This is a genomic window from Pseudomonas sp. Sample_22, assembly GCF_004307635.1.
Taxonomy (GTDB): domain Bacteria; phylum Pseudomonadota; class Gammaproteobacteria; order Pseudomonadales; family Pseudomonadaceae; genus Aquipseudomonas.
This window is the reverse complement of record NZ_RCNY01000080.1, coordinates 1-24,631: the sequence shown is the minus strand read 5'-3', so window position 1 is coordinate 24,631 and position 24,631 is coordinate 1. Positions and strand designations below refer to the sequence as shown.

At 59.5% G+C, this 24,631-nt stretch carries 18 protein-coding genes and 1 pseudogene; 14 read left to right on the top strand and 5 right to left on the bottom strand.

The features are described 5' to 3' along the window. Nucleotides 1-454, top strand: a pseudogene (locus tag D8U73_RS19940) (transcriptional regulator); the annotation flags it as partial. Nucleotides 455-595: 141 nt separating this feature from the next. Next, complete coding sequence (locus D8U73_RS19935) at nt 596-1,585, top strand: RHS repeat-associated core domain-containing protein (protein WP_130905526.1); 990 nt, start codon at nt 596-598, stop codon at nt 1,583-1,585. An 8-nt stretch (nt 1,586-1,593) separates the two neighbouring features. On the opposite strand, the gene D8U73_RS19930 is transcribed toward D8U73_RS19935, so the two are convergent. After that, entirely contained in the window at nt 1,594-2,892 is a 1,299-nt protein-coding gene (locus D8U73_RS19930; RefSeq protein WP_130905525.1) for an ATP-binding protein, read from the bottom strand. A gap of 4 nt (nt 2,893-2,896) precedes the next feature. Next, on the bottom strand, nt 2,897-3,598 hold the full coding sequence (locus tag D8U73_RS19925) for a response regulator transcription factor (protein ID WP_056855269.1): 702 nt from the start codon (nt 3,596-3,598) through the stop codon (nt 2,897-2,899). Between the two features lie 291 nt (nt 3,599-3,889). Here D8U73_RS19925 and D8U73_RS19920 point away from each other — a divergent pair, with 291 nt between their 5' ends. The 10 genes from D8U73_RS19920 (at nt 3,890) to D8U73_RS19865 (ending at nt 16,039) form a co-directional block, all read left to right on the top strand. Next, nucleotides 3,890-5,047 carry an efflux RND transporter periplasmic adaptor subunit gene (locus D8U73_RS19920; protein ID WP_130905524.1) on the top strand — a complete coding sequence of 386 codons (1,158 nt, stop codon included), beginning with the start codon at nt 3,890-3,892 and terminating at the stop codon, nt 5,045-5,047. 15 nt (nt 5,048-5,062) lie between these two features. Then, nucleotides 5,063-8,155, top strand: coding sequence for an efflux RND transporter permease subunit (locus tag D8U73_RS19915; protein ID WP_130905523.1), 3,093 nt, complete (start codon nt 5,063-5,065; stop codon nt 8,153-8,155). Between the two features lie 194 nt (nt 8,156-8,349). After that, on the top strand, nt 8,350-8,991 hold the full coding sequence (locus tag D8U73_RS19905) for a DUF1345 domain-containing protein (RefSeq protein ID WP_130905522.1): 642 nt from the start codon (nt 8,350-8,352) through the stop codon (nt 8,989-8,991). Nucleotides 8,992-9,068: 77 nt separating this feature from the next. Continuing rightward, the gene (locus D8U73_RS19900; RefSeq protein WP_130905521.1) at nt 9,069-9,908 is read left to right on the top strand and encodes an AraC family transcriptional regulator; all 840 of its coding nucleotides are present in this window, start codon (nt 9,069-9,071) and stop codon (nt 9,906-9,908) included. Nucleotides 9,909-9,961: 53 nt separating this feature from the next. Further along, nucleotides 9,962-10,570, top strand: coding sequence for a LysE family translocator (locus D8U73_RS19895; protein WP_130905520.1), 609 nt, complete (start codon nt 9,962-9,964; stop codon nt 10,568-10,570). A gap of 132 nt (nt 10,571-10,702) precedes the next feature. Next, complete coding sequence (locus D8U73_RS19890) at nt 10,703-11,728, top strand: LacI family DNA-binding transcriptional regulator (RefSeq protein WP_130905519.1); 1,026 nt, start codon at nt 10,703-10,705, stop codon at nt 11,726-11,728. 171 nt (nt 11,729-11,899) lie between these two features. Then, nucleotides 11,900-12,682 carry a TIM barrel protein gene (locus D8U73_RS19885; RefSeq protein WP_130905518.1) on the top strand — a complete coding sequence of 261 codons (783 nt, stop codon included), beginning with the start codon at nt 11,900-11,902 and terminating at the stop codon, nt 12,680-12,682. Further along, nucleotides 12,675-13,640: a sugar kinase gene (locus D8U73_RS19880; protein ID WP_130905517.1), complete on the top strand. Its 966-nt coding sequence runs from the start codon at nt 12,675-12,677 to the stop codon at nt 13,638-13,640. The genes D8U73_RS19885 and D8U73_RS19880 overlap by 8 nt, the downstream gene beginning before the upstream one ends. A gap of 111 nt (nt 13,641-13,751) precedes the next feature. Then, nucleotides 13,752-15,044 carry an MFS transporter gene (locus D8U73_RS19870; protein WP_130905516.1) on the top strand — a complete coding sequence of 431 codons (1,293 nt, stop codon included), beginning with the start codon at nt 13,752-13,754 and terminating at the stop codon, nt 15,042-15,044. A gap of 20 nt (nt 15,045-15,064) precedes the next feature. Next, complete coding sequence (locus D8U73_RS19865; protein ID WP_130905515.1) at nt 15,065-16,039, top strand: D-glycerate dehydrogenase; 975 nt, start codon at nt 15,065-15,067, stop codon at nt 16,037-16,039. On the opposite strand, the gene D8U73_RS19860 is transcribed toward D8U73_RS19865, so the two are convergent. Next, the gene (locus D8U73_RS19860) at nt 16,036-17,946 is read right to left on the bottom strand and encodes a fibronectin type III domain-containing protein (RefSeq protein WP_130905514.1); all 1,911 of its coding nucleotides are present in this window, start codon (nt 17,944-17,946) and stop codon (nt 16,036-16,038) included. The genes D8U73_RS19865 and D8U73_RS19860 overlap by 4 nt on opposite strands. A gap of 131 nt (nt 17,947-18,077) precedes the next feature. Beyond that, complete coding sequence (locus D8U73_RS19855; RefSeq protein ID WP_130905513.1) at nt 18,078-19,265, bottom strand: aminotransferase class I/II-fold pyridoxal phosphate-dependent enzyme; 1,188 nt, start codon at nt 19,263-19,265, stop codon at nt 18,078-18,080. A 468-nt stretch (nt 19,266-19,733) separates the two neighbouring features. Here D8U73_RS19855 and D8U73_RS19850 point away from each other — a divergent pair, with 468 nt between their 5' ends. Both D8U73_RS19850 and D8U73_RS19845 read left to right on the top strand, forming a co-directional pair. Next, the gene (locus D8U73_RS19850; protein WP_241668541.1) at nt 19,734-20,018 is read left to right on the top strand and encodes a LuxR family transcriptional regulator; all 285 of its coding nucleotides are present in this window, start codon (nt 19,734-19,736) and stop codon (nt 20,016-20,018) included. Between the two features lie 52 nt (nt 20,019-20,070). Next, nucleotides 20,071-20,811, top strand: coding sequence for a response regulator (locus D8U73_RS19845; RefSeq protein ID WP_130905512.1), 741 nt, complete (start codon nt 20,071-20,073; stop codon nt 20,809-20,811). Between the two features lie 76 nt (nt 20,812-20,887). Here D8U73_RS19845 and D8U73_RS19840 read toward each other — a convergent pair. Continuing rightward, the coding region (locus D8U73_RS19840) for an RHS repeat-associated core domain-containing protein (protein WP_130905511.1) at nt 20,888-24,631 on the bottom strand (3,744 nt) is incomplete at its 5' end.

Genomic DNA, 24,631 nt, shown 5'->3' with positions numbered 1-24,631 from the left:
GTTCCTCGCTTGGCAAGCCAGTCAGCAGAACGATAACTGGCGCCAGTTGGTGGCTGACTACATGGTCCTGTACATTCCGCAAACCCTCGACCATTTGCCCAACGATGAAGCCACCCAGCGCACGCAATTGCGCACGATCGAGGCGAGCCTGGACCTGAGCATTGCGCCGGCGCAACTGGCCTTGCCTCGCGCCGAACTCAAGCGCGCGCAAATTCTTGAATACGATGGCGTGCCTATCGCCCAGATCACCTACCTCGATCCGCTCCACGGCCCGTTGGCGCTATGCATCACCCGCTCCAACAGCGGCGGCCGGCCTATCGCCCGGGAGCGTCGACATGGCATGAACATTGTCTATTGGGCGGATATGCAACACGCGTGGATGCTGATCGGGCGTAATTCCATGACCGACCTGGAAGGCATGGCCAAATCACTGCGCGGCCGGCTCAGCACATGATACTTCTTGGCACTTGATCATAAGCTGCCCTGGAGATCATGTCGCGGGCGAGCCAACACTGGTATTTCTGACAGTAGACTACGATCAACAATCCTCCGAAGCTGAGAGCACCTATCTTGAGCGTTCAATGGAGCTCGATCGATGTCTACTTTCTCTAGTAACACCACATTGTGTCGCTACCATCACGACGCTCTCGACCGCCTGGTCGGCAGTGCGCTTCCAACTTCAGACAGCCTCCAACGCTTTTACTGCAAGACTCGCTTGACCACCGAAATTAAGGGATCTGTGCGGCACAGCCTGTTACAGCACGATGACCAGCCATTGGCGCAACAGCAACACCGGGACGGCAGGACGACTGCAACCTTGCTGGCAACCGATCGGCAACGTTCAGTTTGCAACGTGCTTGATGCCACGCAAAACAAGCCCATTGTCTATACCGCCTACGGTCATCGCTCCAGTGAAAACGGCGTGCTCAGTTTGCTGGGGTTTAACGGCGAACGGCCAGACCCGTTGACCGGGCACTATCATCTGGGTAATGGATACCGCCAGTTCAACCCGGTATTGATGCGCTTTAACAGCCCGGACAACTTGAGCCCTTTCGAAAAAGGCGGGTTGAATCCGTATGTGTATTGCGTGGGAGATCCGGTCAATCGCAGCGATCCGACCGGGCACTTTTCCGGCTTGCTGTTGGCAGGAATTATTGGCCTCGTTGTTGGAACGGCTAGTGCTGCGGCAGCAGAGATTGTAGAAGACGATACACTGGCGTATGCACTTGATGGGCTTGCAGTTGTTTCCGCCAGCTTTGCGGCCTTTGCTTTCGGAGGCTATGCGTTTAAGGGTCGCGGGCTTAAGGGTCGTGGGCTGAGGGGTTCCAGAGGTGCTCCTGCACGTGCCCAGACTGGAGACTTTGAAATGCGTTCACTTACATCCAACGCAAATCCCGCGAGGCAACCGGCGTCACCACCGCGTTCATCGCCTTCCAGTAGCCCCAACCAAGGAAGCTTTTCGCGGCCGCAGACATCAGGGTCTGTTAGCCCGAAAATAGAGTTCGGTCGACGCGATAACATCCTGCGGATCCCTAGAGTTCGTAGTCCTCAGAATCCTGAAATAACAAACATACGTACGAGTTAACACCGAAATCAATCCAGCGTCGGCAACCACAACCGAAACCTCGCCCCCCCAAGCGGCGAGGTTTCAACCGTCAACGTGCCACCCTGCGCCTCCAGCGCCCTGCGACTGATCGCCAGCCCCAGACCAAACCCGCCCGTAGCCCGATCACGACTGCGATCCAACCGATAGAACGGTTCGAAGATTCGTTCACGCTCGTCGTCCGGAATACCGATGCCGTCATCATCCACCCAGATTTCACAGCCTTTGGGACACACCTGCACGCCGACCTGGATGCGTTTTTCGCAGTAGCGCATGGCGTTGCGCAACAGGTTCTGCAGGGCGCGGGCGGTCAGCCGCGGGTCGAGGGTGAAGCGTTCGAGCTGACCATGCAACAGTACGTCGATGACGATGTCTGGCGATTGTTCGTCATCGACACTGCCCAAAATGCTGTCGATGAATTCGTCCAGCGACACCTCGACCTGCTCCGGTATCCGTGCCGGATTTTGCAGGCGACTGTAGGACAACAGCTCCAGCACCAACTCATCGAGTTCGCGGATGTGGTCGACCAATCCTTGCAGGCGTTCACGGCTGGCGGCTGGCAGGTCATCGGACAGCGCCAACGCCAGGCCGAAGTCCAGGCGTGTCAGCGGCGTGCGCAATTCATGGGAGACCGCATTGAGCAGGTCACGCTGCTGGTTCAACAGGTTTTCGATGTCGCCGGCCATGGTGTCGAACACATTGGCCAGGCTGCCGATGTTGGAACTCGGGGCAATCTGCGTGCGCTCGCTCAGATGGCCCTTGCCGAAACGTTCAGCCGCGCTTTTCAAGCGTTCCAGATCGCGCCAGTGCGGGCGCAACCACAGCAACAGGCACGCCAGCATGGTCGCGCCGATCAGCACGTTGATGCTCCAGTACAACAGGCTGACATCCATCGGATCCGGCGGCACCACCATGTGCACCACGGTGCGTTCATTCAGCGGCGCCACCGCCAGGGTACGCCAGCCCCAATCGCCCACGCGCACCACGTTCTCACCACGCTGCAAACGTTGCTGCTCATCGACGGATAATCCAGGGTCGTCAATGCTGCTGAGCACAATGTGCAACGGTTTGAACTCACCGTCCATTTCCGCTGCCAGCGCGGGCCACTGCTCGGTCGGCACGGCTTTGAATTGTTTGACGATGAGGGTTTGCAAGCCTCGGGAGTAATCGAGGTTGTAAGTGATGAATCGGTCGTGGAAAACCTTGATCACCAGGTCCGGCACCAGGTAAATCGCCGCGCTGAACGAGACGATGGTCACCAGGTACAGACGAAAGAGGATTCTGAACATGGCCTCAGCATTCCCACTCGGAACGGCTGAACAGGTAACCCTTGCCCCACACGGTCTTGATCTTGCGCGCCTCGCCGGCGTGGTCGTCGAACTTGCGCCGCAGCTTGGAGATCGCCACGTCCACCGAGCGGTCGGTGCCGTTGAATTCGATGCCGCGCAAGCGTTGCAGGATCTGGTCACGGCTCAGCACTTCACCGGCATGCCGGGCCAGCACCACCAGCAGGTTGTACTCGCCGCTGGACATTTCCACCGACTGACCGCGCCAGGTCACGGTGCGCTCGGACAGGTCGATGCACAAATTGCCGATGAGGATCCGGTCGTTGGCGGTTTGCGGCTCGCTGAGGCTGCTGCGCCGCAGCAACGTGCGCACCCGTGCCAGCAGAACCCGCGGTTCGCACGGCTTGGTGACGTAATCGTCAGCGCCCATTTCCAGCCCCAGCACCTGATCGTGGCTGTCGTCGCGGGCGGTGAGCATCAGAATCGGCAGCGCCGCCGAATCGGCACGCAACAAGCGGCAGACTTGCAGGCCATCGAGGCCTGGCAGCATCAGATCGAGGATCACCAGGTCCGGCGGATTGAGCCGCGCACGCTCGCGCACATGATCGCCGCGGCCGATCACGCTGACGGAATAACCGTTGCGCTCCAGATAGCTGGCAATCAGTTCAGCGAGGGCAGTGTCGTCTTCGACCAGGAGGATGTTGGGCATGGGGTGTTTCCAGAAGTGCAGTGGCGCCAGTCAGGACCTAATCGCTGGCAAGCCAGCTCCCACAGGGTCTGATGTGAACACAAATTGTGTGTGCAGCCTCAACCACTGTGGGAGCTGGCTTGCCAGCGATAGCGGCCTGACAGGCGCAAAAAGATTCAAGGCTTGAAGGATATACGCCCACACACACTCCTGAGTAAAACCCTTACACAATTTCACACAGCGCCTACAAAGCTTCACCGCTACCCTCGCCGACGCCCAGTAGGATGCTGGGGGTCATTATTGGGGTAATTCATGTCAAAGAAACTGCTTGCCAGGCTCAGCCTTTTGGCCCTGGCGTTGACGTTGAGCGCGTGCGACAAGTCCTCGATCGCCGAGGAACAGCCACCCTTGGCCAGCGTTCGCATCGAAACCATCGAAGCCCGACCGCTGTCGATCAGCAGCGAATTGAGCGGGCGTATTGCCGCGCCGCGCATTGCTGAAGTGCGTGCCCGAGTGGCTGGCGTGGTCCTGCAACGCACCTTCCGCGAAGGCAGCGACGTGAAAAAAGGCGACGTGCTGTTCCGTATTGATCCGGCGCCGTTCAAGGCTGACTTCGATAGCGCCGAAGCCGCGCTGCGCAAAGCCGAAGCCAATGCGTTCCAGGCGAAACTGCAGGAACAGCGCTACGCCCAGTTGATCGACGACAAGGCCATCAGCGGTCAGGATTACGACAATGCGCGGGCCAACGCACGGCAGACCGCCGCCGATGTCGCCGCCAGCAAAGCTGCGGTTGAACGTGCCAGGCTGAACCTGGGTTACGCCACCGTCACCGCACCGATTTCCGGACGCATCGGCCGTGCGCTGGTCACCGAAGGAGCGCTGGTCGGGCAGAACGAAACCACGCCGCTGGCATTGATTCAGCAACTGAATCCGATTCACGCCGACCTGACCCAATCGACCCGTGAACTCAATGACCTGCGCCGCGCATTCCGCTCCGGCCAGCTTGAAGAAGTCGGTCAAGGACAGGCCAAAGCCACGCTGATTCAGGACGACGGTAGCCTCTATCCGTTGCCGGGCAAATTGCTGTTCAGCGATATCACGGTCGACCCGGGTACCGGCCAGATCATTCTGCGCAGCGAATTCCCCAACCCCGACCTTGACCTGTTGCCCGGCAGTTTCGTGCGCGTGCGCCTGGAGCAAGCGGTCAATCAACAAGGCATCAGCGTGCCGCAGCGGGCGATCCAGCGCGACAGCGCCGGTATTGCGCAAGTGCTGCTGCTCGACGCTGAACAGCGCATCAGCCAGCAACCGGTGGAATTGGGCCAGGTGCAGAACGACCGCTGGGTCGTCACCCGCGGTCTCAAACCGGGCGACCGCATCGTCACCGAAGGCCTGCAACATGCCCGCCCCGGCGAGAAAGTGCAGATCGACGACTCCCCTCTTCCACTTGCCCAGGTTTCTGGCCAGTAAGCAGGACGCTTGTATATGCCGCAGTTTTTTATCGACCGCCCGGTGTTTGCCTGGGTGGTCGCCCTGTTCATCCTGCTGGCCGGTGCCCTGGCCATCCCGCAGTTGCCGGTGGCGCAGTACCCCGATGTCGCGCCGCCGCAAATCGAAATCTACGCGGTGTACCCGGGCGCTTCAGCGCAGACCGTGGACGAAAGCGTGGTCAGCCTGATCGAGGAAGAACTCAACGGTGCTGATCACCTGCTGTATTTTGAATCGCAAAGCAGCCTCGGCAGCGCCACGATCAAGGCGACGTTCCAGCCCGGCACCGACCCGGAGATGGCCCAGGTGGATGTGCAAAATCGCCTGAAAGCCGTGGAGTCGCGTCTGCCGCAAGCGGTGAACCAGCAGGGTTTGCAGGTAGAAAAAGTCTCCGCCGGTTTCCTGTTGTTGATCACCCTCACCTCCAGCGACGGCAAGCTCGACGACGTGGCGCTCAGCGATTATCTGGCGCGCAACGTGATGAACGAGATCAAGCGCCTGGACGGCGTCGGCAAGGCGCAGCTGTATGGCGCCGAACGAGCGATGCGCATCTGGATCGACCCGCAGAAGCTGATCGGTTTCAACCTCACCCCGGCGGATGTCAACGCGGCCATCGTCGCCCAGAACGCCCAGGTCTCGGCCGGCAGCATCGGTGATTTGCCGAGCCGCCGCAGCCAGGAAATCACCGCGACCATTCTGGTCAAAGGCCAGTTATCGACGCCGGAAGAATTCGCCGACATCGTGCTCAAGGCCAATCCCGATGGCACGACGGTGCGCATCGGCGATGTCGCGCGGGTCGAGATCGGCAGCCAGGAATACCAGTTTTCCACGCGTCTGAACGGCAAGCCGTCGACCGCTGTCGGCGTGCAACTCTCGCCCGGCGCCAATGCCCTCAACACCGCCACCCTGGTGCGGGCGAAGATGGACGAGCTGTCGCGCTACTTCCCGGCGAACGTCGAATACAAGATTCCCTACGACACCTCGCCGTTCGTCAAAGTCTCCATCACCAAAGTGGTCTACACCCTCGGCGAGGCGATGTTGCTGGTGTTCGCCGTGATGTTTCTGTTCCTGCAAAACATCCGCTACACGCTGATCCCGACGCTGGTGGTGCCGGTGGCGCTGATGGGCACCTTTGCGACCATGCTCGCCCTGGGTTTCTCGATCAACGTGCTGACCATGTTTGGCATGGTGCTGGCCATCGGTATCCTGGTCGACGACGCCATTGTGGTGGTGGAGAACGTCGAGCGAATCATGGCCAACGAGGGCCTGTCGCCCAAGGACGCCACGCGCAAAGCCATGAAGCAGATCACCGGGGCGATCATCGGCATCACCCTGGTGCTGGTCGCGGTGTTTATTCCGATGGCATTCATGCAGGGTTCGGTCGGGGTGATCTACCGGCAGTTTTCGCTGTCGATGGCCACCTCGATCCTGTTCTCGGCGTTCCTCGCCCTGACCCTGACCCCGGCGCTGTGCGCGACCCTGCTCAAACCGATCGCCAAGGGTGAGCATCATGAAAAAAGCGGATTCTTTGGCTGGTTCAACCGTCGTTTCGAGCAACTGACCGACCGCTATCAGGGCTGGGTCGCCTATGCCCTCAAACGCACCGGCCGCTATCTGTTGATCTACGGTGTGCTGCTGGTGGGTCTGGGATTGTGCTTCGCGCGCCTGCCCTCTTCGTTTTTGCCGGTGGAAGATCAGGGCTACACCATTACCGACATTCAGTTGCCGCCCGGCGCCACCAAGAACCGTACCGTGCAGGTGGCCGAACAGATCGAAGCGCATAACGCCGGTGAGCCGGGTATCGGCGACAGCGTGGTGATTCTCGGTTTCAGCTTCTCCGGTAGCGGGCAGAACGCGGCGCTGGCGTTCTCGACACTCACGGATTGGTCGCAACGTGGCAGCGATGACTCGGCAAGCTCGATTGCCGATCGCGCCAACATCGCCCTGAGCCAGATCAAGGACGCCATGGCCTTCTCTGTGCTGCCGCCTCCGGTGGACGGCCTCGGTACCTCCAGCGGTTTCGAGTTCCGCTTGCAGGATCGCGGCGGCCTCGGCCACGCCACGTTGATGCAGGCCCGCAGCGAGTTGCTGGCGGCCGCCGAAAAGAGCCCGATCCTGATGAACGTGCGCGAAAGCGCCCTGGCCGAAGCGCCGCAGGTGCAATTGATCGTCGACCGCAAAGAGGCCAATGCCTTGGGCGTGTCCTTTGCCGACATCGGCAGCGTGCTGTCCACCGCCGTCGGTTCGACTTACATCAACGATTTCCCCAATCAAGGGCGGATGCAACGCGTTGTGGTGCAGGCCGAGGGCGACCAACGCAGTCAGGTTGACGACCTGTTGAAGATCCACGTGCGTAACAACAGCGGAAAAATGGTGCCGCTCTCGGCTTTCGTCCAGGCCAAATGGATTCAAGGCCCGGCGCAATTGACCCGCTACAACGGTTACCCGGCAGTGGCCATTTCCGGTGAACCGACACCCGGCCACAGCACCGGCGAAGCCATGGCCGAGATCGAACGGCTGGTGGCATTGGGGCCTGTGGGACTGGGTCAGGAATGGACCGGGCTGTCCTTGCAGGAACGCCTTTCCGGCAGTCAGGCACCGATCCTGCTCGGGTTGTCGCTGCTGATCGTGTTCCTGTGCCTGGCGGCGCTGTATGAGAGCTGGTCGATTCCGACGTCGGTGCTGCTGGTGGTGCCGCTGGGTGTGCTCGGCGCCGTGCTGGCGGTAACCCTGCGCGGGATGCCCAACGATGTATTCTTCAAGGTCGGGTTGATCACCATCATTGGCCTGTCGGCGAAGAACGCGATCCTGATCATCGAATTCGCCAAGAGCCTGTACGACGAAGGCCACGACCTGCTCGACGCCACCTTGCAAGCGGCACGCCTGCGGTTGCGGCCCATCGTGATGACATCGCTGGCATTCATCCTCGGCGTGGTGCCCCTGGCGATCGCCACCGGCGCCAGCTCGGCGAGCCAGCAAGCCATCGGCACCGGGGTCATCGGCGGGATGATCAGCGCGACGTTGGCGGTGCTGTTTGTGCCAGTGTTTTTTGTGGTGGTGATGAAACTGGTGCGTAAACGCCACAAATAAACCTGACCCAACACAAATCCCTGTGGGAGCGGGCTTGCCCGCGATGAAGCCATCACACTCAACATCTATGTTGACTGTAACTCCGCTATCGCGGGCAAGCCCGCTCCCACAGGGATCTCATCGTCTTCGGATTGTGGTCATAACAGACTGCGCTGGGCTAAGGTGTCTGCAATGCCTTGACTCATTGAGCCTCCATGCCCTTCCTCACCCACACGCACCCACGCCTGTCCGCCGCCGCCACCTTTGGTGTCGCGGCCGGGGTCCTTGTTCCGGCCGATTCAATCATCAGCAAAATCCTCATTGGCTGGAACGTCGGGGTCTGGACTTACCTGATTCTGATGTTCTGGCTTGCCGCGCGCTCCAAGGCGGCTGACGTCAAACGCATTGCCGACATCGAAGACGAGAATGCCGGGCTGGTGCTGTTCGTGGTGTGCATTGCAGCGATTGCCAGCCTGGCGACCATTGCCGTCGAACTGGCCGGCAGCAGGGACCTGGAAACCACCCGCAAACTGCTGCATTACGGCTTCACCGCACTGACAGTAATCGGTTCGTGGCTATTGATCGGGGTGATTTTCAGCGTGCATTACGCGCGGCTGTTTTACACCTGGGAAGGCAAGGAGCCAGCACTGCGCTTTGCCGAAGGGCTGACAACGCCCAACTACTGGGACTTTCTGTACTTCTCGTTCACCATCGGCGTGGCGGTGCAGACATCGGATGTTGGCGTGGCGACCCGGGATCTGCGCAAGATCGTGCTGGCGCAGTCGTTGATCGGTTTTCTGTTCAATACCTCGATTCTCGGGTTCTCTATCAATATTGCGGCAGGGCTATTCAATTGATCCCTGCACAAACGTTCTAGTCATGGTCTCCCTCAAAGACGTTAAATGAGCCGTGATTTCCGCCCCGCAGGTGCCGCATGACTTCTCACAACTGGCTCGATCTGGCCCAGGACGCCGACACCGGCATCGAGACCCTGCGCGCGCATTTCGAGGGGCATGCCTATGATCCGCACTGGCATGACAGTTATCTGGTGGGCGTTACCGAGCAAGGGGTGCAGCAGTTCAATTGTCGGCGTGCCAGGCATCAGAGCACGCCGGGCAAGGTGTTTTTGCTGGAACCAGGCGATATTCACGACGGCGATGCGCCGACCGCCGACGGTTTTACCTATCGCATGTTGTACCTCGACCCGCAGTGGTTGCAGCGCGAACTCGGTGCCGTGTTCAACGATGCCCCGGACAACAGCGAGTTGAGTTTCGCCACCACCCTGGCCAATGATTCGCGCCTGGCCCAGGCCACCAGTCTTGCCTTTGAGACACTGCACGGTGGTGAACTGAAGATCGTCCGCCAGACCGCTCTCGATGGCTTGCTCGAACGCCTGACCTGCCACCTGCATTGGCGCACTCGCTATGGCGAAGATCCGCGCTTGCCCCTGGTTGCGCAAAAGGCTCGGGAATACCTGCACGCCAACGCACAAACGGACATCGGCCTCGACCAACTGGCCGCCGCCACCGGCGTCGACCGCTTTCGCCTGACCCGCGCCTTCAAGGCTGCCTACGGCATCGCGCCCCACGCGTACCTGGTGCAATTGCGCCTGGCCACAGCGCGTCGAATGCTCGCCCGAGGCGCACAACCGGCCACGGTGGCAATGACGTTGGGTTTTGCCGACCAGAGTCACCTGGGCCGCTGGTTCGTGCGCGCCTACGGTCTGACGCCGGCGCTGTACCGCAAGCGCTGCTCAAATCTTCCAGACAGATAAACGCCTGGTTGGTGAAGATCACGTTCACTGATCTTCACCGGAGCTAGCCTGCGATGCTGTCCTCTTTTCCGACGTTTCTTCCGTTTTTGCTGTTTGCCTTCGTGGCTTCGATCACCCCGGGCCCGACCAACATTCTGGTGCTGAGCAACAGCGCCCGATTCGGCTTGTCCGCCGCTGTTCCGATCATTCTTGGCGCCTGTGCCAGCGCCGCGTTGCTGGTGTTGCTGGTGGGCACGGGCGCCGGGACTACGCTGAGCCAATGGCCGCTGTTGCAAACGCTCATGCAATGGGCCGGCGTGGCGTGGCTGAGTTATCTGGCCTGGCAAATCTTCCGCGCCCCTGCCGTGGCGATTGCCTGCGAGAATGCCGAAAAGCGCCTGGGCCTGCTGGGCGCGGCGAGCCTGCAATGGATCAACCCGAAAACCTGGATGATGGCCCTGGCGGTGGTCAGTGTGTTTGCCGGCACCGGTGAAAACCGCTTGGCGCGTGTGCTGACTCTGTCGCTGGCGTTTTTTTTGATATCGCTGCCGTGTCTCGGCGCTTGGGCTTTGCTTGGCGCCGGTTCCGCACGCTGGTTGCGCTCACCTCCTGCCATGCAACGCTTCAACCGCTGCATGGGCCTGTTGCTGCTGGGTTCAGCCTGGCTGAGCCTGCTGAGCTGAGCGCCATCGGTCGGCTTTTGTCGGACTGTGACTCATCGAACACTTGACGACAGATTCAATTTTGGTGTCTTCTGAAACCGGTTTCAGCGCTATGCGCTCAGCCTTATAAATCCAATAAGAAGGTTTCAGACCGTGAACGATTTCTCCGCCGCCCAGCGCAGCCGCGTGACCATGCTCGACGTGGCCGAACACGCCAAGGTCTCCAAGGCCAGCGTTTCGCGGTTCATCGGCGAAGACCGCGCCCTGCTTTCCGACGCCATTGCCCGGCGCATCGAACAGTCGATTGCCGAACTGGGCTATCGGCCGAACCAGATGGCCCGCGGCCTCAAACGTGGGCGCACCCGTCTTATCGGCATGCTGGTGGCCGATATTCGCAACCCTTATTCAATCGCTGTGATGCACGGGGTAGAAACCGCCTGCCGAAAGCACGGCTACAGCCTGGTGGTGTGCAACACCGACCGCGACGACGAGCAGGAACGCCAGCACCTGGCCCTGCTGCGCTCGTACAACATCGAAGGTCTGATCGTGAACACCCTCGGCCATCACCGCGACGAACTGCATGAACTGCACCGGGAAATGCCCATGGTGCTGGTGGATCGCAAAGTCGAAAACCTGGACAGCGACATCGTCGGCCTGGATAACCCGGCGGCCGTCGAAATGGCCCTCACACACCTTGAAGAACGCGGCTACCGCGATGTGTTGATGGTGACTGAACCGTTTGACGGCACCAGTTCGCGGATTGAGCGGGTCAGCAGTTTCAAGGCGCAAATCGCCCTGCGCCCGGCCCTTCAAGGCAGCATTATCGAAACCGGCAGCGAACTGACCGAACAGCTCAAAACCTTCCTCGGCACAACCGGCCCCGGCCCGAAAGCGCTGTTTTGCGCGAACGGTATTGCGGCGTTGGCCAGTACCCATGCGCTGCGCGAGTTGCAGTGTGATCTGTTTAACGACGTCGGCCTGATTGCGCTGGATGATCTGGATTGGTACCCGTTGGTGGGTAGCGGGATTACGGCCCTCGCGCAGCCGACCACCGAGATTGGCGCCAGCGCGTTTGAGTGTTTGCACAAGCGCTTGCGTGGGGATGACGGGGCGGTGCGGACCCTGGATTTTTCGGCGCGGTTGATTGTGCGAGGGTCGACCCTTGGGAATTTCGGTTGACTGTGATGGCCTCATCGCTGGCAAGCCAGCTCCCACAGAATTTGTGCTGGATATCAAATTTGTGTTCGACACATGTCCCCTGTGGGAGCTGGCTTGCCAGCGATGAGGCCCTGAAGGTCACCCACTATTTTTTTGAACAAAAATGAAACCGGTTTCAGAGGTAGAAAAACAATGAACAAACCCGCCGTTTCCATCAGCCTTTCCAGCTACGGCGCCGATCTGGTGCGCCAGCGCGGCCAAGGCAGTTTCATCGCCGTACTGGCCGCCGCCGGGGCCACGCGCATCGAATGGCGTGAAGAGCTGCTGACCTTTGAGAACCCCGCACACCTGGCCGACGCGACTCGGGCCGAGGGCCTGGAAAGCGTCTATTCCTCGCCCATGGAATTGTGGCTGGCCGGCCAATCCAAGCCCAATCCGCAACTGATCACCGCGTTGCAACGTGCCCAGGCGTTTGGCGCCAAATGGCTGAAAGTGTCGCTGGGTTATTTCACCGACAACAGCGATTTGCACAGCCTTGCCCGGACACTCGGCGAACACCCGGTGCAATTGCTGGTGGAAAACGACCAGACCTTGCACGGTGGCCGCATCGAACCGTTCCAGCGTTTCTTCAATGAAGTCGAGCAACACACGCTGCCGATCAAAATGACCTTCGATATCGGCAACTGGCAGTGGCAGGACCAGTCCGCCACCAACGCGGCCCGGTTGCTCGGTCGTCACGTCGGTTATGTGCATTGCAAAGCCGTCATGCGCCGCGCCGACGGCAAACTGGTCGCCATCCCGCCCGCCGCCAGCGACCTGCAACAGTGGGAACAGTTGCTGCGGCACATGGCCCACGGCGTCATGCGCGCTGTCGAATACCCGCTGCAAGGCGAGGACCTGGTGCAACTGACCTCCGAACACGTCAGCGCCCTCGCCCACCTCGGCCAATCGTCGCTGGAGAACGCCCATGTCTGAGATCGATATCCTCTCGTTCGGCGAAACCATGGCGATGTTCGTCGCCGAGCAAACCGGCGACCTGGCCAGCGTCAGCGCTTTCCATAAACGCATTGCCGGGGCGGACAGCAATGTCGCCATTGGCCTGTCGCGCCTGGGTTTCAACGTGGCATGGCTGAGCCGGGTCGGCGCCGACTCACTGGGCCGCTTCGTGATCGACACGCTGGAGAAAGAAGGCCTGGATTGCCGTCACGTCGACATCGACCCCGCGCACCCCACCGGTTTCCAGCTCAAGTCGCGCACCGACGATGGCAGTGATCCGGTGGTCGAGTACTTTCGCCGTGGCTCGGCGGCCAGTCACCTGTCGCCGCATTCGATCGTTCCCGACTTGCTCAAGGCACGGCATCTGCACGCCACCGGCATTCCTCCGGCGCTGTCGGAAACGGCGCGGCAGATGTCGTTCGAGCTGATGACCCGCATGCGCGAAGCCGGGCGCAGCGTGTCGTTCGACCCCAATCTGCGCCCGAGCCTGTGGGCCAGCGAGCAGCAGATGATCACCGAGATCAACCGCCTCGCCACCCTCGCCCATTGGGTGCTGCCGGGACTGAGCGAAGGTCGCCTGCTCACAGGTTTCGAAGACCCGGCCGACATCGCCGCCTTCTACCTTGATCAGGGGGTCGAAGCCGTCGCGATCAAACTGGGGCCGCATGGCGCCTATTACCGCACGCATCTTGATCAAGGCTTCGTTGCCGGTATGCCTGTGCAAACCGTGGTCGACACGGTCGGTGCCGGCGACGGATTCGCCGTCGGCATGATCAGCGCGCTCCTGGAAAACCACAGCTTTGCCGACGCCGTGCAACGGGCCAACTGGATTGGCAGCCGCGCGGTGCAGAGTCGGGGGGATATGGAAGGGTTACCCACCAGAGCCGAGATGGATATTGCTCGTTCCCACGCTCCTGCGTGGGAACGCAGCCTCTGACGCTCTGCGTCACGGGGACGCGGAGCGTCCCTTGAGGCATTCCCACGCCGAGCGTGGGAACGATCACCGTTACCTGCTGCGACAAAAACAACAAGCTCAGGAGCACCACCCATGAAAACCGCAACGCTCGCCACCCGCCGCTGGTGGTACATCATGCCCATCGTGTTCATCACCTACAGCCTGGCGTATCTGGACCGCGCCAACTACGGTTTCGCCGCTGCCTCCGGGATGGCCGCCGACCTGATGATCACCCCGGGCCTGTCGTCGATGCTCGGCGCGCTGTTCTTCCTTGGCTACTTCTTCTTCCAGGTGCCGGGGGCGATCTACGCGCAGAAACACAGCGTGAAGAAACTGATTTTCGTCAGCCTGATCCTCTGGGGCAGCCTCGCGACGTTGACCGGCATTGTCTCCAACGCTTACTGGCTGATCGTCATCCGCTTCATGCTCGGCGTGGTGGAAGCCGCGGTGATGCCGGCGATGCTGATCTACCTGTGCCACTGGTTCACCCGCGCCGAACGCTCGCGGGCCAACACCTTCCTGATCCTCGGCAACCCGGTGACCATGCTGTGGATGTCAGTGGTCTCGGGTTATCTGGTGCAGCATTACAGCTGGCGCTGGATGTTCATCATCGAAGGCCTGCCGGCGGTGCTCTGGGCCTTCATCTGGTGGCGTCTGGCCGATGATCGTCCGTCCCAGGCCAAGTGGCTCAACGATCAGGAAAAGCACGATCTGGAAAGCGCACTGGCAGCCGAACAGGTCGGCATCAAGGCCGTGAAGAACTACGCCGAAGCGTTTCGCTCGCCGAAAGTGATCCTCCTGGCGCTGCAGTTTTTCTGCTGGAGCATCGGTGTCTACGGTTTCGTCTTGTGGCTGCCGTCGATCCTCAAGGCCGGTGCGCAAATGGACATGGTCGAGGCCGGCTGGCTGTCAGCGTTGCCCTATCTGGCGGCGGTGATCGGCATGCTGCTGGTGTCCTGGGGTTCGGACAAACTGCAAAAACGCAAACGCTTCGTCTGGCCACCGCTGCTGATCGCCTCGATTGCTTTCTACGGTTCCTACGCGCTGGGTGCCGAACATTTCTGGTGGTCGTACACCCTGCTGGTGATTGCCGGGGCCTGCATGTACGCGCCGTACGGTCCTTTCTTCGCGATCATCCCGGAAATCCTCCCGGCCAACGTCGCCGGCGGCGCCATGGCGTTGATCAACAGCATGGGCGCACTGGGTTCGTTTGGCGGCTCTTATCTGGTCGGTTACCTGAACAGCGCCACCGGTTCGCCCGGCGCCTCGTACTTGCTGATGAGCGGCGCGCTGATGTTCTCGGTGGTGCTGACCATTTTGCTCAAACCCGGTGCCAGCGACCGGGAGCGGCCCACAGTTACGCGTTCCCTGAGCGCTCAATCCTGAATTCAATTGAGAACATGAAGATGAAAAAGCAGGTCGTTCTGTACAAGAAACTCTCGCCCCAGCTGATGGCTCGTCTGCAGGCGCACACCGACGTGACGCTGATCGAAAGCCTGGACGCCGAAGGCCTGGCCAAACTGCGCGACGCCCTGCCCCGTGCCCACGGTTTGCTTGGCGCCAGCCTGAAACTGGATGCCGAGCTGCTGGACCTGGCCCCCAATCTGCAAGCCATCGCCAGCGTCTCGGTGGGCGTCGACAACTACGACATCGACTACCTGACCGAGCGGCGCATCCTGCTCAGCAATACGCCGGACGTGCTTACCGAAACCACCGCCGACACCGGTTTCGCGCTGATTCTGGCCACCGCCCGGCGCGTGGTGGAACTGGCCAACATGGTTCGTTCAGGGCAATGGAAACGCAACATCGGCCCGGCGCATTTCGGCAGCGACGTGCACGGTAAAACCCTCGGCATCATCGGCATGGGCCGCATCGGCGAAGCCCTGGCCCAGCGCGGGCACTTCGGCTTCGGCATGCCGGTGATCTACCACAGCCACTCGCCGAAACCGGCAGCCGAACAACGCTTCAATGCGCAATACCGAAGCCTGAGCGAACTGTTGCAGCAAGCGGATTTCATCTGCCTGACGCTGCCATTGACCGCTGAAACCGAAGGGATGATTGGCGCCGAACAGTTCGCGCTGATGCGCCCGGACAGCATCTTCATCAACATTTCACGGGGCAAGGTTGTCGATGAGGCAGCTTTGATCGATGCGTTGCGTACGGGGCAGATCCGCGCGGCGGGGCTGGATGTGTTCGAGCGTGAACCACTTGATCAGGACTCGCCGTTGCTGCAATTGAGCAATGTGGTAGCTACCCCGCACATCGGCTCGGCCACCCATGAGACTCGGGAGGCAATGGCCCGGTGTGCCGTGGATAATCTGCTGATGGCGCTGGCGGGTGAACGGCCGGGGAATCTGGTGAATGGGCGTGCCTGGCCCTAAGGTTTTGGCACCACGTCTATATAGACCGGGTCCGACAACACTCCGCCTGGAAATCGACTGCGCACCCCAATGTTCACTGGTAGACCGACAATCATGTTGAACAGCGTGTGATGGAGGACAGTGATATCCGTTGGGCGAAATAGAACGCTGACCCGATAGCCAATCGGTCCTTGGCCCAGCGGCGCATCCCAGGCAATTGAAACGGTCCGGTTTTCGTTGGCGGTGATCCGAAGGTTGCGCGGTGGATTCGATGTATTGCCGGTTGTGAATTTCGTTATGGCGGGCAAGGAAAGGTTACCGGCGGCATCTTTGGCTTTTACCTCAAAAATATCCGTGACACCCGCGATGAAACCGGTGACCGGATGGCTTGTGCCACTGACCGAGGTCCAGTTGCCGTTGTTTCGGCGGACCTCGTATCCGGTAACCCGCACATTGTCTTGCGACGCGTCCCACTCAAGGCGTGCACTATCAGTCACCACGGGCGTGAGCCTGACGCCTTTAGGGCGAGTCGGCGGCACACGGTCATGGGTTGTCACGTTGATTGAAGCCGGGCGCGCTGCAAGCGGCCCCTCGGGCCGCCGAGGTTGAACCTGGAACGCATACTCCACGCCGGCCACCAGACCAGTCGCAATATATTCACGCATAGTGGTGTGTACAGTGGGCCGTCCCGGGCAGGTGATTTCATAGTCGATCAGATACGAAGAATCTTCGGGCCGGTCCCATGTCAGCCACGCTTCGGAGAAGGTTCTGCCAGGATTGCGCAGATTACGCGGTTGCGTCCTGTCGGGACCTATGGTGACTATAGTGCTTGAGGGAAGCGAATAACCGCTCTCGTTAAAGGCCCTGACTTCAATGAAATACGACGTGTCGGGGGCCAGGTATGACAAAACGTACCCCGGCCGGTTGGTTTCATATCGGCCGATGGCCGTCGGGTGCTGGTCAGGCAAGCCGTAGGCCATTTCCCAGTTCGACGCGGCATTCGCCGCCCAGCCCACCGTTACCTTATCGAAACTCACCACGGCCTGTGGCGTGCCAGGTTTCGACGGCAACGGTGGCCCGTCCAGGGTCTTTTGCGTGATACGCGCAGGACGATCCGACTCCCCGTTGTGATTGCGCGCATTCACCTCGAAAAAGTAGAGAGTATTTTTGATCAGGCCGGTCAGCGTTTCCCGCACGTGTTCGGTGATGACCGTACTGGTCTCGCCGTCGGGCTCCGCACCATAACGGATGACATAATCGTCTGCCCCCGTCGAGGCGGACCACTGCAACTCCATCGTGGTAACCGCCGACGTTGCCCTCAGGTCCGTGGGCATGGCGGGTACCTGTAACGTTTGCTTAACAAGCCGAGTCGGTGGCGAGTCGCCGATGTTATTGGACGAGCGAACGTCAAAGTAGTAGCCGGTGCCGGAGGCCAATCCGCTGATGGTGTGGTTGGTACTGAGCGATACCTTGGTGTCAAGGACTGGCCCGCTGAGGGCAAGACCAAAACTGATCTTGTAGCTGGAGGCATTGGCGGGGCCGGACCAGGTCAGGGCCATGGAATTCCTGGACGGCGTGGCGGTGAGATGGGTCGGGCTTGTCGGCACCAGACTCGCAGGTTTGGTCGTCGCCGTCGCGTCCCTGCTCAGAGCCGACTCTTCATCATCCTTGAGTCCGAAAGCGCAAATGCGATACCGCGTGTTCGGATTGAGGCCGGTGAGCGAATGTCGCACCAACCTGATCGGGAGATCGATCTCGCCCATTACCGTCCCGTCGATATCCCACTTCAAACGGGTTGCGGTCTGCCCTCCTCCGGAATGGTACACCCAGGTGACGGCAATGGACGACTCCGATTGGGCCACGGCAGAAATGGCGGCCGGCGGGACGACTCTCATAATGTCGGACAGTGGTGCTTCACGCTCGCTCATTCAATAGCCTAATGCAGAGTCATCATGCCCTCCATTGAGCATCATGAACCTGCGTTGCACCACTGACAGAACTGTTGGTAGCCGCCGGGCATTTTCCATGCTACCGCCCGCCAGTTGTGTGTAAACGGTATTCAGCTTGGCTGTTGTTCCAGCAATTGCGTCGCACAGCAGACGATCCGCCGACACGCCTCGCCCAGGCGTGCCTGGTCCACCACCAGGCCAATCCGGATATGCCCCGCCGCACTCGGCCCGAATGCCTCGCCGGCCAGTACCGAGACGCCATACCCCTCCAGCAAGCGCTCGGCGAATACCTGGGCGTCAACTCCGGTTTCACGAACATCGACCATGACGAACATGCCGCCGTCGGGTTTCACCGCCCTAAGTCCCTGGCAATCGGCCAGCCTGTCGCAAACCAGGTCTCTACGCAGACGATACTCGTCACGCATCTGCTCAAGCTGCGGTAAATCGGCGTCAAGGGCGACCACAGCCGCCTTCTGCACGAATTCCGGCAAGCCGAACAGCATGCACAGCGACAGGTGGATCAAGTGTTGGGTCAGAGACTTGGGGCCGATCACCCAACCCACCCGCCAGCCACTCATGGCGTGGGATTTGGACAGGCTGTCAAGCGTCGCCGTACGCTCGGCCATGCCTGGCAGACTCGCTGGACTGATGTGTTTGCCTTCGTATAACAGATCGCTGTAAACCTCATCACTGATCAACCAGAGATCATGTTCGATGCACAACTGTGCGAGGGTCTGCCAGATGGGCAGCGACAGGCTGGCACCCGATGGGTTGTTCGGACTGTTAAGCAACATCGCCCGGGTCCTGGGCGTAATCAACGCGGCGACGTCGGCCGGATCAACCCGAAAGCCATTCTCCGGACGCACCGCCACCGGAACCACTCTGGCCCCGCAGGCGCCGAACACACCTTCGTAGGTCACGTACATCGGTTCGGCGACGATCACCTCGTCGCCTGGATCGAGCAGGCATTGCGCGACGCTGTACACCGCGCATTGCGCCCCGGGCATGACCACCACATGATCCGCCTCGACCACCTGGCCGCTACGTCGCGCATGGCGCCGGGCGATGCTGTTGCGCAGCGAGCGGTTGCCACGCACCGGCGAGTAATGGGTATCGCCAGCCAGCAGGCTGTCGATGGCAGCCTGGACAATGGGTTTGGGGGTGTCAAAGTCAGGGTCCCCGACCGACAGCAACAACACGTCGACGCCTTGCTCTATCAATTCCAGTGCTCGGTCGTGAATGTGCCAGGCCGCTGCTCCGTCGCCGGCAATTCGTTGGGTCAAGGCTGAATAGCGCATTTACTTCTCCTGTTGCGCGAAGTCCTGCCTAAACCCTACCTTAAATCACGAAACACGCCACCATTACGTTCATGTCTCGGCCTCGGAGGCAGTTCAAGGCGGGCGGCGCTGATCTGGTTGGCAGAGCGATGCGGGTTGAGCTTTCTGCAAAACCGCGGGATCGCGGTCGAACAGTTCCCGGCGCGTCTACCAAGCCCATACCAGGTGTTTCATCAACTCCTACATGTACAGGTTGCAAAATCCCACGCGAACAACACTCAAGGACGACAGAAACGTCTCGAACCTCTGATTTAAAGTGGCGTACCTGTTATTTCTTACAGGTTTCAAGATGTTTGAATCAGGCTATAACTACCCCGTCCTACAGCACCTATGGCGGTGTCTGTAAGGCGGTCGCGCGAACCATGCCCGTTTGAAGTAGGAAGGATCCGTTGCGCCCACATCTCAGATTGAACAACGGGAGAGTTTGCCATGCACAGTTCGAACCCGATCTCCAGCCGCCCCGCCGTTGCCCAGCCGCCTCTTCACGCGCGCAAAACCGAGCACCAGGAAGGCATTACCCTCACCTCCCGAGAAACAGAAGTCCTGCAATGGAGCGCTGCGGGCAAGTCTTCCTGGGAAATCAGCCAGATCGTCAATTGCAGCGAAGCCGGGGTGAACTACCACTTCTGCAACATTCGTCGCAAATTCGGCGTGAGTTCACGCTGGACCGCGGTGGTCAAGGCGCTGGAGCAAGGCTTGATCCACTTACCCTGAACCCGGTCGATTGCGGTGTACGGCGCGCCATCGGCCCTCACCGAGAAACCGCATGAACCCGGCTGCCCCCCTATCTTTTGGTCAAACCCTCAATGATGCCTGCGACGATACTCCCGTATCGCGCCGGCATGGCCATTCAAGACCCTTGCGCATCATCCTCGCCGACGATCATCCGGTGGTGCTGATGGGTGTGCAAATGTCGCTGTGCCCCTCTTTGGGCACAACAATCTCGATCGTTGCCCAAGCGCAGAATGCCGATGAACTGATCGAGCATCTGGAGCGCACAGCGTGCGACATTCTGGTCAGTGATTATTCGATGCCTTACGGGCGCTTTCCCGACGGCCTGGCATTGATGGGTTATGTGAAACGTCATTTCCCTCAGGTCTCGCTGATCGTCATGACCATGTTGCGCAACCCCTCCCTGCTGCAAGCCTTGCTCAACACGGGGGTTTGCGGCCTGTTCGACAAGCGCAGCCCACTGATCGAGCTGAAACGCGCCGTGCACAGCGTGGCCAAGGGGCGTCGCTACCTCAGCCCTTCCTTTGCCGAGATTCTCGAGGCCCAGAGCTTGCCCCGCACAAGCGATGATCCGCCAGTCGTGAGCCTTTCCGAGCGCGAACTGGAAGTGGTGCGCCTGTTCGTCCAGGGCTTGTCCGGCCGGCAGATCGCCGCGCAACTGAACCGCAGCGAAAAAACCATCAGCCGACAAAAACGCACCGCCATGGACAAGTTGGGACTTGACCATGACGGTGGGTTGGTAGAATTTGCGCGGGTGAGTGGGTTGAAGGGGTGAGTTTCAGTCACTGATAATCGAAAATTAACCAGTTGCCCCGGCTCTGCGTTACCAAACAGAGCCGGGAAGCGAGCTATCAGCTAATTTGAGTCCGAATTCTCGGAATTTTTTTATTGAACTTTAAAATTTCGGCGCCGTCATTCCCACCACTATATGGGTGTGGCGTTTCCGTAACATTGGTGTAAGTTGATGAGCTTGCTCTTGTTTCTGGCTGAGGTTTAGGAGCTGTATTTCCTTTTATCATAGGCTGAAGTTGAGGCTCAAACCTAGCTACCTCCATATCCTTAGACGTCACTGCGCCACTTCTTGCTCGTGTAGGTATAGGTTTAGATGGAAGTGTAGGTGTAGGGGTAGATGTAGATGTGCCGGTAGATGTAGGTGCAGATCTAGTTATTGATCTTGGTGTTGCAGGAGCATTAGCTCTTGCCATTCTGCGGCCGGCCTTCAACTGCATGGATCCTCCTACAAAAATTAATGCCACCGATGCAATAGTGGCTAATATTCCCACGGCGACATTATCTTCCTTGAAGGACCAGATCGCTCCTCCCGCGGCAGCCAACCCCAAAGCTATAGCGAGTACACTATGACCTGTCGGGTCTTTATGTTTAATCGGATTTCCTAAACAATACATATACGCATTCATTCCCCCCTCCCCAAACGGGCTCCAACTGTCCGGGCTATGAAACCGCATCAACAGCGGATTGAACGCCCGATACCCATTGCCCAGTAAATACCAGCCGGTTTGCGCTTCACGCCGTTCGCCGTTGTAACCCAGATGACTGCTCACCGATGGATCATCCGCACGATGGCCATACGCCGAGTAAGCGATCTCGCTGCGACCTTCCTGGTTCACCTCACACAGCACAGTGTTCTTGTCGTCATTGGCCAGCAACAGGGCCTTTGGGCCAGCACCTTCCTGGTGCTCGGCGAGCACAACTCCGTCGCCACGCATGAAGGTACTGCTGCCGGAATCCTGAATCTGGTTCACCAGTTCGCCGCTCTTGTAGAAGCGCTGCTCATTGCCGCCAGCACTACTGCGCCCGTTCAGCGTGTCCAGTGAGTCATAGTGATAATCATTGGCCGTCTCGCCGGACAAGGCGCTGACGCTGATCAAACGGCCCAGGCTGTCATAGGCCAGGATACGACCAACCTCGTCGCGCAGCAGGTTACCGTCGGCGTCATAGGTGAAGTCGATTCTGGGCGGATAGAGCGGGTCGTCTGGGCGAGCCGGATCCAAGTCATTGGTGAGCCCGGTCAGCTGACAAGGGTCGTTCTCGTTTGCGTATTCGAAAGTGATCGCGTGAACCCCACCCTCAAAGGTGGTTTCCACGAAGTCCAGATTGTCCTGCGCATCAAAGCCGAAAATCTGACCCTTGATGATCTTGCCATAAGGGTCTTCGGGGCATTGGCTGCCGGTACAAATGTAATTGACCAGGCGCCCGCGCGGGTCGTACTCATAGAGTTCGTCACGCAGCGTCTCAGTGCCTTGCATCAACGTGCGCTGAGTAAGCCGGTCGACCTCGTCGTAGGTTTGGCTCAGCGTTTGTATGACCTGATTGCCCAGGTCGAACGTACGCAGCACCTCACGGCCGAAATCATCATATTCAAGATCGATCTTGAGCTTCTGCGTGCCGTCGACGGTTTCGATTGTCTTGAGTTGGCCCAGATCGTCGTAGTCGAACGTCGAACGTGTGTCACCCAACTCGGTGGCTTTCAACCGGGCAAGATTGTCGTACTCGTAGTTCTGGGTCTGCCCCAGCACATCTGTGTAACTCATCAACCGTGCCTGCCGGCTGTACTCGTAATACATGACGCGCTCATCTTCGCCGGTTTGCCCACGGGTTTCGCTTTTCACTTCACCGGTGCTGAAGTACTCACGCGCAAGGCTATGTTTGATACCCTCCTGGTCTATTTCTTCGGTGGACCGCAAGCGCGCATTCTTAGGGTCGTAGGTATAAACGGCGGTACTCTCCAGCGCAATCCGCTGCTCTGGATCTTCGCCCAGTTCCGGCCGGTAGACGTAAGCGGTTTCCACCCCGCTGGGGCGCTTGACCGTCTTGGGTTGGCTTTGCCCCGGATCGAATGTGTATTCACTTCGACGCCCACCGGTAATCGATACCGTCATGCGATCAAGGCCGTCAAATTCCTGCTCTCCGAGCACGACACCATTGACACTGATCTTCACCGGCAGGTCTTCGCTGCTGTGTTCGGCGTACTGGCGTACGACTTCGTTGCTGTCAGGCAACAGGGTTTTGGTCATCCGGTCGAACGCGTCATACTCATAGCGTGTCCAGTTGCCGGCAGCGTCATATTCCTCGGCGGTTCGGCCCATCCCATCGTAGTGGTAGACATGTTCGCTGATCACCTGACCATCCAGGTCAATACGTTTGACGCTGTCGGGCTTGTCGAACAGGTTGTTGGCCGTGACGGTTTTACCCATGCCTTCGAGCCACTTCGTGGTGGTTTGGGCGATTGGATCGGTGGCTTCGTGTTCCTCGACACCATCGGGTCGGATCACACTGCGCTGCTCACCCCAGTCGTCGTAGTTGAACAGACTGGTCAAGTGCACGTCTTTTGCTCTTTCCCAGTCGATAACGGTTTCGCTGGTCAACTGTTCGCGGTTGTTGTAGGTCGCACGGTAGATTTCACGAAACGCATCAGGATCACCACCCAGAGCGTCGGCATCGCACCGGGTTTCCTTTACGACCCTGTTATGGCCGTCCAGGTACGTGATGGTTTCAACGCCCTTGACGTCCCTGGCGCTTTGCGTTGCCTGCTGACCGAACGCGTTGGTGAGCGTGTAGGTATAGTGGCGGCTGGCTTTGTATGTTTCATTGTTCGGCGCCACGGTTTCCTTGGTCACACGGCCCAGCAAGTCATACTCGTAGGCAATTTCCACATCGTTGTCATCGTGGTTGAGCAGCGGCTCACCATTGAGCAAGGAGTGCTCCAGGGTGAGGACCTTTTTTTCGCCATCGAATCCGGTCAGGGTACTCTTCGTTTTCAGGACGGTCTCACCATTGCGGGCATTGCGGGTCTTGCTGTAGACGTAACCGGTGGTGGTGGTTTTGCCGTTGAGCGTGACCTCGTCCGTCAACTTGCGGCCATGCTCGAAGGCGTTATCAGGTTCGTCGATGTAGCTGAAAACACTGTGTTGCAGAGGCACCTGTTTACTGCGATCGAGCTGCATCAGGCTCTCGACGCTCAAGGCCAGCCAGGTGCCCTTGTTTTCCAGGCCCTTTTGGGCGACATAGTGGTAGCAGGTCTGCAGGGTGGGAGCCTTGCCATACTTGGAACTGGCTGGCGTCACGGTTTTGCTCTTGAGGTTGCGCACAAAACCCTGAGGGTCGGCTGGGCACAGGACATTGCCGTCCGCGTCCTTCTCGCCCTTCGCGGGGTACCACTCGCTGGTTTCGGTCACGCCGTTGGCGTTGACCTGGGTCAGCAGGTTGCCGAAGTCGTCATAAGTGGTGGTGACCGTTTCCTCGTGCCGGGGCAGCGTGGCGCTGAGGTGGCGCCAGGTCTGGGTGACCTTTTTTGGCAGCTGGCAATAGGGCTTCTGCTCCTTGAACGGCTGGTCCGGATCGATGTAGTACTCGGTTTCGGTCCTCTGGTAGGTGTGTTTCTGCGGATCGCTGCTGAACTGAGTGGTTTCTTCCAGCACCAGCAGGTGAAAACGGTTGAACACCCGCCTGGTTTCACGCACCTTCTTGCTGTTCAAGGCGTCCCAGAGGATCTCTTTGGTCTCGTACTGATAATCCGAGAGCACTTTATAGAGGTTGTCCAGGCCATCGTTGCTCCAGGACAGGCCGCTGCCGAA

What these genes read in the sequence shown, in the direction of transcription:
- D8U73_RS19935 (WP_130905526.1), top strand. Translation starts at nt 596, where the DNA reads ATGTCTACTTTCTCTAGTAACACCACATTGTGTCGCTACCATCACGAC.
- D8U73_RS19930 (WP_130905525.1), bottom strand. Translation starts at nt 2,892, where the DNA reads ATGTTCAGAATCCTCTTTCGTCTGTACCTGGTGACCATCGTCTCGTTC.
- D8U73_RS19925 (WP_056855269.1), bottom strand. Translation starts at nt 3,598, where the DNA reads ATGCCCAACATCCTCCTGGTCGAAGACGACACTGCCCTCGCTGAACTG.
- D8U73_RS19920 (WP_130905524.1), top strand. Translation starts at nt 3,890, where the DNA reads ATGTCAAAGAAACTGCTTGCCAGGCTCAGCCTTTTGGCCCTGGCGTTG.
- D8U73_RS19915 (WP_130905523.1), top strand. Translation starts at nt 5,063, where the DNA reads ATGCCGCAGTTTTTTATCGACCGCCCGGTGTTTGCCTGGGTGGTCGCC.
- D8U73_RS19905 (WP_130905522.1), top strand. Translation starts at nt 8,350, where the DNA reads ATGCCCTTCCTCACCCACACGCACCCACGCCTGTCCGCCGCCGCCACC.
- D8U73_RS19900 (WP_130905521.1), top strand. Translation starts at nt 9,069, where the DNA reads ATGACTTCTCACAACTGGCTCGATCTGGCCCAGGACGCCGACACCGGC.
- D8U73_RS19895 (WP_130905520.1), top strand. Translation starts at nt 9,962, where the DNA reads ATGCTGTCCTCTTTTCCGACGTTTCTTCCGTTTTTGCTGTTTGCCTTC.
- D8U73_RS19885 (WP_130905518.1), top strand. Translation starts at nt 11,900, where the DNA reads ATGAACAAACCCGCCGTTTCCATCAGCCTTTCCAGCTACGGCGCCGAT.
- D8U73_RS19880 (WP_130905517.1), top strand. Translation starts at nt 12,675, where the DNA reads ATGTCTGAGATCGATATCCTCTCGTTCGGCGAAACCATGGCGATGTTC.
- D8U73_RS19870 (WP_130905516.1), top strand. Translation starts at nt 13,752, where the DNA reads ATGAAAACCGCAACGCTCGCCACCCGCCGCTGGTGGTACATCATGCCC.
- D8U73_RS19865 (WP_130905515.1), top strand. Translation starts at nt 15,065, where the DNA reads ATGAAAAAGCAGGTCGTTCTGTACAAGAAACTCTCGCCCCAGCTGATG.
- D8U73_RS19860 (WP_130905514.1), bottom strand. Translation starts at nt 17,946, where the DNA reads ATGAGCGAGCGTGAAGCACCACTGTCCGACATTATGAGAGTCGTCCCG.
- D8U73_RS19855 (WP_130905513.1), bottom strand. Translation starts at nt 19,265, where the DNA reads ATGCGCTATTCAGCCTTGACCCAACGAATTGCCGGCGACGGAGCAGCG.
- D8U73_RS19850 (WP_241668541.1), top strand. Translation starts at nt 19,734, where the DNA reads ATGCACAGTTCGAACCCGATCTCCAGCCGCCCCGCCGTTGCCCAGCCG.
- D8U73_RS19845 (WP_130905512.1), top strand. Translation starts at nt 20,071, where the DNA reads ATGAACCCGGCTGCCCCCCTATCTTTTGGTCAAACCCTCAATGATGCC.